Below are 9,342 nucleotides of genomic sequence, written 5' to 3'. Positions count from 1 at the left end.
CATGGTGTTGGACTCCTCGACGGTGATCACGCCGTCCTTGCCGACCTTGTCGAACGCATCGGCGATCAGCGAGCCGACCACCGCGTCCTGGGCGGAGATCGAGGCCACACTGGCCATGTCCTCGCGGGTCTGGATCTCGCTGGCCACCGAGCGCAGGTGGTCGCCCAGCGCCGCCGCGGCCGCGTCGACGCCACGCTTGAGGCTCATCGGGTTCGCGCCGGCGGCGACAGCTCGCAGGCCTTCCTTCACCATCGCCTGGGCCAGCACCGTTGCGGTGGTGGTGCCATCGCCCGCGACGTCGTTGGTCTTGGTCGCCACCTCCTTGGCCAGCTGGGCGCCGAGGTTCTCGTACGGATCCGCCAGCTCGATCTCGCGAGCCACGGTGACGCCGTCGTTGGTGATGGTCGGGGCGCCGAACTTCTTGTCGATCACGACGTTGCGCCCGCGCGGGCCCAGCGTCACCTTGACCGTGTTTGCCAGGGCGTTGACGCCGCGTTCGAGGGACCGACGGGCGTCCTCGTTGTACTCCAGGATCTTCGGCATCGCCGGATCTGCTCCCTATTCGTGGCTCATCCGTGGATCCGCGTTCGTGGATCCACATTCGTGGGTCCGCCCCGCGCGCCCGGGACGGGCCGCCCGGGGCGGAATCTGAGGCTGAAGTCAACCCGCGGACCCCCGGCCGTGCGACGCTGACGCGCGCCGTACGGCTGGAGTTCGTCCGAGGTCAGTCGCTTACTTGGAGATCTTCGCGAGCAGATCGCGGGCGGACAGGATCAGGAACTCCTCGCCGCCGTACTTGACCTCGGTGCCGCCGTACTTGCTGTAGAGCACGATGTCGCCGACGACGACGTCCAACGGGAGACGCTGCCCCTCCTCGAAGCGCCCCGGACCGACGGCGAGAACCTCGCCCTCCTGGGGCTTCTCCTTGGCGGTGTCGGGGATGACGAGGCCCGAGGCGGTGGTCGTCTCGGCCTCGAGCGGCTTGACGACGACGCGGTCCTCGAGCGGCGTGATGGAGACCTTGCTGGCCATGGATGCTGACCTTCCCTTACGAGGCTGAGTTTCCAGTCCAGGGGTAACGAGTCGATGGGTTGGGGGCCGGACGTCCTGCCGTCGCGGGGGTCAGGAATCAGCTCCCGTTTGGCACCCGACGTTGCCGAGTGCCAAGTGCGACCCTATGCGGGCCTTAGCACTCAGTCAACCTGAGTGCCAACGGACCCGGATAGGCTCGCCGGCGATGGACCTGGCCACCTTCCACCGTCTGCAGTCCCCAGCCGGGGCTGCGCTGCTGGACCGCGTCGCGGCGGCCGGGCCGCTGGACGACGCAGCCACTCTGGCGCTGGGCACCGAGCTGCGACGCACCGTCGACCCGGATCTCGCCGCGGCCGCGATCACCACGGCCCGGCTGCGGCAGCGGGCCGTGGCGAAGTTCGGTCCGCCAGCTGCCGGCATGTGGTTCACCCCGGACGGCCTGGAGCAGGCCACACACCCGACGGTGGCGGCGCATCGCGCCGCGCGCCTGGCCCGCGCCCTCGGCCCCGGGGCGACGGTGCTCGACCTGTGCTGCGGGATCGGCTCGGACCTGCTGGCCGCCGCGGCCGCCGGACTGCGGGCCACCGGCGTGGAGTTGGACCCGGTGGTCGCGGCGGCGGCCCGGCTCAACACCGCCGACCGGGCGGTGATCGAGAACGGCGACGCCACGACCCGGGCTCTGGACGCCGCGGCGGTGTTCGTCGACCCGGCCCGGCGCGGTGCCCGGGGCCGGGTGTTCGACCCGGCGGCCTACGTCCCGCCGTGGTCGTTCGTGACCGGCCTGCTCACCGCAGGCCGACCCGCCGCGGCGAAGGTGGCGCCGGGGATCGGGCACTCCGCCGTCCCTGCCGACGTCGAGATCGAGTGGGTCTCGCTGCCCGACGGGGTCAAGGAGGCCGCGCTCTACGCGGGCGCGCTGAGTACCGGGGTGCGGCGCCGGGCGTCCTTGCTGCCGGGCGGGCACACGCTGGCCGCGGCCGGGCCGGACACCGCGGACGAGCCCCCGCCGGTGGGGGCGGTCGGGCGGTGGCTGCACGAGCCGGACGGCGCCGTGATCCGCGCCCACCTGGTCGGGGCACTGGCCGCCGAGGTCGACGGGCGCCTGGTCGACCCGAGGATCGCCTACCTGACCACCGATGCCGCGGTGGCGACCCCGTTCGCCCGCAGCTACGAGGTCCTTGACGTGCTGCCGACCAAGACCGCCCGGCTGCGCGCGGCGTTGCGGGAACGGGGCGTCGGCACGTTGACCATCAAGAAGCGCGGCCTGGCGATCGTCCCGGACCAGCTGCGCGGCGAACTGCTGGCCGGGGCGACCGGGGATGCGGCAGCCACGATCGTGCTGACCCGGGTCGCCGGGAAGGCCATCACGCTGCTGGTACGACCCGTCTGACCCGCACTCAGCCCGCGATGACGTGGCGCAGGATCAGCGCGTCGGTGCCGTCGGCGTAGTAGCGCCGCCGGGTGGCGATCGTGGTGAAGTCCCGGCGGCGGTACACGGCCAGCGCGGCCTCGTTGTCGGCCCGGACCTCCAGGAGGACCTCGTCGCAGCCGCGGGCGCCGGCCTCGCCGAGCAGCGCGTCGAGCAGGACCCCACCGACGCCGTGGCCCTGCCGGTCCGCGCGGACGGCGACGGTCTGGACGTCGCCGGTCGGCGGGCTCAGACCCAGTCCGACGTACCCGACGACCTCGTCGGTGGCGTCCGTGACCACGCGGTACCAGCGCCGCTCGGGAATCCCGGCCAGCTCGCCCCAGAACGTCTCGGTCGACCAGGCGTCGCGGCCGAACAACGCGGCGTCGATCGCGGCCATGGCTGGGATGTCCCACCAGCGGGCCGGGCGCAACCGCGCGACTCCGACCGGCAGCGGACCAGGAGGCTCCGGGCCGATCACGACCGGGCGGGCACGGCCCCGGTGACCTTCTTGCGTTCGCCGGGCTCGACGGCGTCGGGGCGGCGCAGGTAGAGCGGGACCGGGTCCAGGGTCGGTCGTCCGGCGGCGACGGCGGCCTCGACGATCCCCGCAAGGTCGCCCGGCGCCGGGTGGATCGGCGTCCGCGCGTCCGGGAACGAGTCCGGGTACAGCACGCCGCCCTCGCCGAAGGTCGGTCCGGACCAGGCGACCTCGGCCGGGCGAGCCACGTCGGGCCCGGTCAGTCGCACTGCGCTTGTTGCTCGCGTATCTCGCTCGCTCGAGTCACTCGCGGTACCGCGGTAGCGGGCCCAGTAGACCTCCTTGCGCCGCGCGTCGGTCGCGACCAGGAACTCGCCCGGCTCGGTGCGCGCCGCGGCCGCCGCGAGCACGTCGAGGCTGCACACGCCGTGTACCGGGACTCCCAGCGCGTGAGCCAGCGACCGCGCGGTGACCACCCCGACCCGCAGCCCGGTGTACGGCCCGGGGCCGACCCCGACCGCGATCCCGCCCAACTGACTTGCCGTCAGACCGGCGGCGGCCAGCACCTCCCGGATCCCGACCGCCAGCAGTTCGTTGTGTCGGCGGGCGTCGACCACGCACCGCTGGGCCAGCACGGCTCCGTCGGAACAGACGGCGACGCCGACCGACGGTGTCGCGGTGTCCAGGGCGAGCAGCAGCACCGGGTCAGGTTAGAGCGTCGATGAGGTCCACCCCGGACCAGCGGGGGCCGACCCCGGTCACGCGCACCTCGCGGACCGCGGCGCTCGGGTCGTCCGGGTCGGCCAGGACCGGGACCTCGATGGTCCGGGTCAGCACCAGCTCGAGGCGGTCGGTTGCCAAGGCCTCGACCAGCCCGGCGCCCCATTCCACGACGGTCACCGACTCCGCCACCGACTCGTCGAGGTCCAGGTCGGCGACCTCGACACTGTCGGCCATCCGGTAGGTGTCCACGTGGACCAGCGCCGGTCCCCCACACTCGGAGGGATGCACCCGGGAGATGACGAACGTCGGCGAGGCGATCCGCCCGCGCACGCGCAGCGCCGCCCCCAGCCCCTGGGTGAGCGTGGTCTTCCCGGCGCCCAGGTCGCCGGAGAGCACGACCAGATCCCCCGCCCGCAGCAGCCGCGCCAGCCGGGCGCCCAGCTGCTGCATGTCCGTCGCCGTCGGCACCACCACCCGAACCTCGGCCCCGCTCAGCACAGCCCCCCGCTTGCCGTGCGCAACGAGCGCAACGTCGGCAACAGCCCGGCCGCGTATCGCAGGTCCTGCTCCAGCAGCGCCGCCGGCGCGCCGCTGCGTCCGGTCCGGATCGCCACCGCCGGGTGGTACGTCGGGATCAGCGGTCGGCTGCCGAACTGGTGCAGGTGACCGCGAACCGCGCTCAGCGCCGCCCCGCGACCCAGGGCCCACTCCGCGGCCGCCTGACCCATCGTCAGAATCAGCAGCGGGTCGATCAGTTCGAGCTGCGCGGCCGTCCAGTCGCGGCAGTTCTCGGTCTCGACGCGGCGCGCCGGACGGCCGTCCGGCGGGCGGCACTTGACCACGCTCAGCACCGCGACGTCCTTCCGCCACATGCCCGCGTCGGCCAGCAGGAAGTCCAGGTGGTGGCCGGACCGACCAGCCAGCGGGCGTCCCGCGCCGTCCTCGGCCGGGCCGGGCGCCTCGGTGAGCAGTACTACCTCGGCCCCGGCCGGCGCCTGTCCGACCACGACCTTCGAGCGCGAGGCAGCCAGGTCGACGCACCTCGTGCAACCCCGCACCCGCACAGCCAGCTCATCCCAGCCGGGAACGGTTTCCATACTCGGAGCGGTCATACCGCGGCTTCGCCGTACGAGTCGCGGTAGGTAGCCACCCGGACCCGTTCGATCAGCCGGCGCAGCGCGGCGTTGACTTCGTCCGGGTACTCGAGCATGACCAGATGGCCCGCGTCCGGAAGCACCGTCAACTCCGCCTCGGGGACTGCCGCGGCCATCCGCCGGCTGGCCGCCAGCGGCGTCAGCACGTCCTTGCCGCCGCCCACGATCAACGTCTGCACCGTGCGCAGGGTCGGCAGCGCCGCTTCCTGGTCGAAGCGGGTGAACTCGGCGAAGAACTCGCCGAACACGTCCAGCGGCGTGGAGTTCAGGATCTCGCCGGCGAATCGGGCGACGGCCGGGTCGACGTCCGTGCGACCGAACGACAGCCGGCGGGTGACCCACAGCCCGATGTCGCGATCGGCGCCCATGCCGCGGGCGATCAGCAAGGGCCGGTTGGTCACCAGGTCGACGACCCCGGGGCTGAACCGCCACAGGCTCTTCACCACCGCGGGCGGAAGGCCGAGCGTCATGTCCGCCAGCCGACCCGACGAGGTGGCGACCAGCGCCGCGCCCATGATCCGGTCGCCGAAATCCTCCGGGGCTCCTGCCGCGTACGACATCACGACCATGCCGCCGAGTGAGTGTCCGACCAGCACCACCGGCCCGTCCGGCGCGGTGGCCGCGATCACCGAACGCAGATCCGAGATCAGCTGCGCCATCGTCGACCGCTCCGGGTCGCCGCGGCCGGAGCGGCCGTGGCCGCGCTGGTCGTAGAACACGCACCGCACGACCCCGCGCAGGTCCTGGCGCTGGAAGTGCCAGGTGTCCATGTTCAGACAGAAGCCGGGCAGGAAGACCAACGTCGGCGCGTTCGGTTGCCGCGGCGCTTCCTCGATCTCGACGCACAACCCGACGCCGTCGTCGGCGTAGACGGTGATCGGTTCGGAGTGCACCGACCCCAACGGGACGGCGTCGGCGACCTCGGCCAACTCGCTGAGCAGCTCCACCGCACGACCGGCCGCCCTACGTGCGACGTGCCGGCGTCGGGCGGCCGTGGTCGCCATCGCGGTACCTGCCACCAGTCCGGCGCGGACCGCCCAGCGCACCAGGCCGGTGGAGTCCTCACCCATCAGCGCGCCTCGTTCCTCGGCGCGCCGATGGGGCCCGGTCGCGCCGCGCCTCTCGATGAGCTCGCAAGCTCGCTCATGCTGTCCCCCGGTAGACCCGCGGGATGCGCTCCCCGATGCGGGTGACTATCTCGTAGGTGATCGTGCCTATCGCGTCGGCCCACTCCTGCACGGTCGGCTCACCGGACTCGCCGGTGCCGAAGAGCACGACCTCCTCCCCGATATCGGCAGCGTCGTCGCCCAGGTCGACCACGAACTGGTCCATGCACACGCGGCCGGCGATCCGGCGCCGGGCACCGGCCGCCCACAACGGCGCGGTGTTGCCCGCCGCCCGCGGGATCCCGTCCGCGTAACCGACCGGGACGAGTCCGAGCGTTGTCTGACGATCCGTCACATAAGTGTGCCCGTAGGACACCCCGTGCCCGGCGGGCACACGTTTGACGTGTGCGAGCCGGGCTACCAGCGTCATCGCCGGCCGCAGCCCGAAGCTCGCGCTGTCGCCGACCTCCGGCGCCGGGGAGCAGCCGTAGACCGCGATGCCCGGCCGGACCAGGTCGAAGTGCGCGTCCGGCAGCGCGACAGTCCCGGCCGAGTTGGCCAGGTGTCGCACCTGCGGGCGCAACCCGGCGCGCTCGGCGAACTCGACCGCGGCCCGGAAAGCCCCGATCTGCGCAGCGTTCTCAGGTCGCCCCGGTTCGTCGGCACAGGCCAGGTGCGACCAGACGCCGACCACCTCGATCGTCCCGCTCGCCTGCTCCTTGCCCGCGGCCTCCACCAGGTTGGCCCACTCGGCCGGCGTCGCCCCGCCACGGCCCAGCCCGCTGTCGACCTTCAGGTGCAGCCGCGCCGGGCGACCCACCGAACGGGCGGCCACGGCGATCTCGGCCACCGCCCAGGTCGCGCTCGCGGACAGGTCGACGTCGGCTGCGATCGCCGGCGCAAAGTCCTCGCCGGGCGCGGCCAGCCAGCAGAACACCCGGCAGTCCAGTCCGGCCGCCCGCAGTCGCATGGCCTCCTCGAGCACTGCGACGCCCAGCCAACTCGCGCCCGCGGACACGGCGGCGCGGGCCACCGGCACCATCCCGTGCCCGTAACCGTCGGCCTTGACCACGGCCATCACCTGCGCCGACCCGGCGGCCGCACGCAACGAACGCACGTTCTCCCGGACGACATCCAGGTCGACGCGTGCCTGCGCGCGCCACCGCAGGTCGGCGGTCGGCGGTCGGGGTGCATTCATCGAATCGATTCTGGCACTGCGGCGGCGCAGAACTGGCGTGCGCTGCACCACCACGGCGCGTTACGTGAATCATCTTCAAGAACGTGTCACGCGGGCCGCTCGGCTGAGTGAAGGACCGCCAAATCATCCGAACGGATGGCAACCGAACCCGGACACAACGCGTCTGATGGTCCACAGGTGACCGCACCGACTGCAGTCACCGACGGTGAGGGGGTCTGAGATGTCCCAGAGCCAGATTCAGATCGAGAAGAAGTCGCTGACGTCCAAGAGCGGCGCGAAGATCCGGCAGGAAGCCCCGCTCGACATGCGCACGCCTTCCGGCAAGAAGCTGCCCTACTGATCCTGGAAAGTGGCGGCAATGCGCCGCCACGCCGCCGGGACGTGCTCCGCGACGCTCGCCGCCGAGACCGGACCCGCCCCGTCGGCCGCTTCCCGCGCCGCCGCACCGTGCAGGTGCGCGCCGAGCGCCCCGGCCGCCGCCGCCGGTAACCCGGCCGCCAGCAAGGCCCCCGTCAGACCCGAGAGCACGTCGCCACTGCCGGCCGTAGCCAGCGCGGCGCAGCCCGCGCCGTTGACCCAGCCCGGGTCGTCCCCCGGCCCGGCGACCACCGTGGTGTAGCCCTTCAGCAGGACCTCGGCCCCGTACCGGCGGGCCGCCAGCACCGCGTGATCCAGCCGGGCGCCCTCCACCTCGGCGCGATCCACGCCGAGCATCCGGGCCAACTCGCCGGCGTGCGGAGTGAGCAACGTCGGCGCGGCCCGCCGCACCGGTTCGGTGCCCGCGAGCAACGTGAGCCCGTCGGCGTCGACCAGCACCGGGACGTCGGTGGCGAGCACGTCGGCCAGCAGCGCGGCAGCCACCGCGTCGATGCCCAGCCCGGGGCCGATCACCCAGGCCTGGACCTGGCCCGCGGCCGACGGCCGCCCGTCGGACGCCACGACCTCCGGGCACCGCGCCCGGACCTCGGCCGCCAACGGGCCCGGCCCGACGAACCGCACCATTCCGGCCCCGGCCCGGACCGCGGCGAGCACGGTGAGCACGGCCGCACCGGGGTAACGCGTCGAGCCCGCGACCACCCCGAGTACGCCGCGCCGGTACTTGTCGTCGGTGCGCCGCGGATGCGGCAGCAACCGCGCTAGGTCGACGTCCTGCGGGCAGCGCAGGACGGGTTGCGGCAGGTACGGCGCGAGGCCGATGTCGATCAATGTGGTCGCGCCGGCCAGTCCGGCGGCCGGGTCGACGAGCAGCGCAGGCTTCCACGTCCCGAACGTCACCGTGGCGTCGGCCCGCACCGCGGCGCCGGGGACCCGACCGGTGTCCGCCTCGACTCCACTGGGCAGGTCGACCGCGACGATCAGGCCACGCGAGTCGGCCGCCGCGGCGGCCAACTCGGCGGCGGCCGGCCGCAGGCCCCCGGCGGCACCGATCCCGAGGATCCCGTCGAGCACGAGGTCGGCCCGGGCCACCAACTTCGCGTCAGTGCTAACCCGGCCACCGAGCCGGCGAAACTCGGCCAGCCCGGCGCGGTGCGCCCGTTCCGGGTCGAGCAGGAGCGCGTGCACGACCGCTCCGCGGGCCGCGAGTCGGGCGCCCGCGAACAGCGCGTCGCCGCCGTTGTCGCCGCTGCCGACCAGCAGCACGACGCGGCTCGCGTAGACCCGACCGAGTAGGCCCGCGCACGCGTTCGCCAACCCCGTGGCCGCCCGCTGCATGAGCGTCCCCTCGGGCAGGCCGGCCGCCAGCGCGTGCTCGGCCGCCCGAACCGCGGCCACCGAGTGGGCCTGCCTCACGACTCGTCGTCCAGCAACGGCGCTCCGACGCCCTCGGCCACCACCAACGCCGAAGCCATCCCGGCGTCGTGGCTCAACGACAGATGCCAGGAAACGATGCCCATCGACCGCGCCCGCGCGGCCACGCTCCCGCGAGTCGCCAGCCGGGGCGTGCCGGCCGCGTCCTTGACCACCTCGGCGTCCTGCCAGCTCAGGTTCCCCGGAGCGCCCAACGCCTTGGCCACGGCTTCCTTGGCCGCGAACCGCGCGGCCAGTGAGGCCACGCCGAGACCGCGCTCCCCCGGGGTGAACAACCGCTCCGCGAGGGCCGGCCGCCGGCGCAACGCTTCGGCGAACCGTCGGATGTCGCACACGTCGATGCCGACCCCGACGATCATGCGCACCTCACGCGGCGACCATACCGACTCGGCCCGTCCCATCTTCTGGCGTGTCGGGCGCCCGTACCACGT

General features: G+C 73.4%; 11 protein-coding genes. 1 reads left to right on the top strand and 10 read right to left on the bottom strand.

Translation table 11 applies throughout. From position 1 onward, the window contains the following. Nucleotides 1-543, bottom strand: a 543-nt coding sequence (locus VHU88_20415) for a TCP-1/cpn60 chaperonin family protein (GenBank protein HEX3614064.1), incomplete at its 3' end; no start/stop codon positions are given. Nucleotides 544-732: 189 nt separating this feature from the next. Beyond that, nucleotides 733-1,032 (bottom strand): co-chaperone GroES, encoded by a 300-nt coding sequence (groES, locus tag VHU88_20410; protein ID HEX3614063.1) that lies wholly within the window; start codon nucleotides 1,030-1,032, stop codon nucleotides 733-735. Nucleotides 1,033-1,237: 205 nt separating this feature from the next. On the opposite strand from groES, the gene VHU88_20405 reads away from it, so the two are divergent. After that, entirely contained in the window at nucleotides 1,238-2,422 is a 1,185-nt protein-coding gene (locus VHU88_20405) for a hypothetical protein (GenBank protein ID HEX3614062.1), read from the top strand. 7 nt (nucleotides 2,423-2,429) lie between these two features. Here VHU88_20405 and rimI read toward each other — a convergent pair whose 3' ends face one another. From rimI to VHU88_20365, 8 genes are all read right to left on the bottom strand, one after another. Continuing rightward, nucleotides 2,430-2,921, bottom strand: a complete 492-nt coding sequence (gene rimI, locus VHU88_20400) for a ribosomal protein S18-alanine N-acetyltransferase (GenBank protein HEX3614061.1) — start codon at nucleotides 2,919-2,921, stop codon at nucleotides 2,430-2,432. Next, complete coding sequence (gene tsaB / locus VHU88_20395; GenBank protein HEX3614060.1) at nucleotides 2,918-3,622, bottom strand: tRNA (adenosine(37)-N6)-threonylcarbamoyltransferase complex dimerization subunit type 1 TsaB; 705 nt, start codon at nucleotides 3,620-3,622, stop codon at nucleotides 2,918-2,920. Before tsaB ends, rimI begins: the two co-directional genes overlap by 4 nt. A gap of 4 nt (nucleotides 3,623-3,626) precedes the next feature. After that, on the bottom strand, nucleotides 3,627-4,112 hold the full coding sequence (gene tsaE, locus VHU88_20390; protein HEX3614059.1) for a tRNA (adenosine(37)-N6)-threonylcarbamoyltransferase complex ATPase subunit type 1 TsaE: 486 nt from the start codon (nucleotides 4,110-4,112) through the stop codon (nucleotides 3,627-3,629). 23 nt (nucleotides 4,113-4,135) lie between these two features. Next, nucleotides 4,136-4,756: a uracil-DNA glycosylase gene (locus tag VHU88_20385; protein HEX3614058.1), complete on the bottom strand. Its 621-nt coding sequence runs from the start codon at nucleotides 4,754-4,756 to the stop codon at nucleotides 4,136-4,138. After that, on the bottom strand, nucleotides 4,753-5,868 hold the full coding sequence (locus tag VHU88_20380; protein HEX3614057.1) for an alpha/beta hydrolase: 1,116 nt from the start codon (nucleotides 5,866-5,868) through the stop codon (nucleotides 4,753-4,755). Before VHU88_20380 ends, VHU88_20385 begins: the two co-directional genes overlap by 4 nt. A 73-nt stretch (nucleotides 5,869-5,941) precedes the next feature. After that, complete coding sequence (alr, locus tag VHU88_20375; protein ID HEX3614056.1) at nucleotides 5,942-7,102, bottom strand: alanine racemase; 1,161 nt, start codon at nucleotides 7,100-7,102, stop codon at nucleotides 5,942-5,944. A 333-nt stretch (nucleotides 7,103-7,435) separates the two neighbouring features. Further along, nucleotides 7,436-8,893 carry an NAD(P)H-hydrate dehydratase gene (locus VHU88_20370; protein ID HEX3614055.1) on the bottom strand — a complete coding sequence of 486 codons (1,458 nt, stop codon included), beginning with the start codon at nucleotides 8,891-8,893 and terminating at the stop codon, nucleotides 7,436-7,438. Then, nucleotides 8,890-9,342 (bottom strand): holo-ACP synthase (locus VHU88_20365; protein ID HEX3614054.1); only part of this gene is annotated, 453 nt, incomplete at its 5' end. The genes VHU88_20370 and VHU88_20365, both read right to left, overlap by 4 nt.

The organism is Sporichthyaceae bacterium, from assembly GCA_036269075.1.
Taxonomy (GTDB): Bacteria; Actinomycetota; Actinomycetes; order Sporichthyales; family Sporichthyaceae; genus DASQPJ01.
This window is presented reverse-complemented; position numbering and strand designations above follow the sequence as displayed.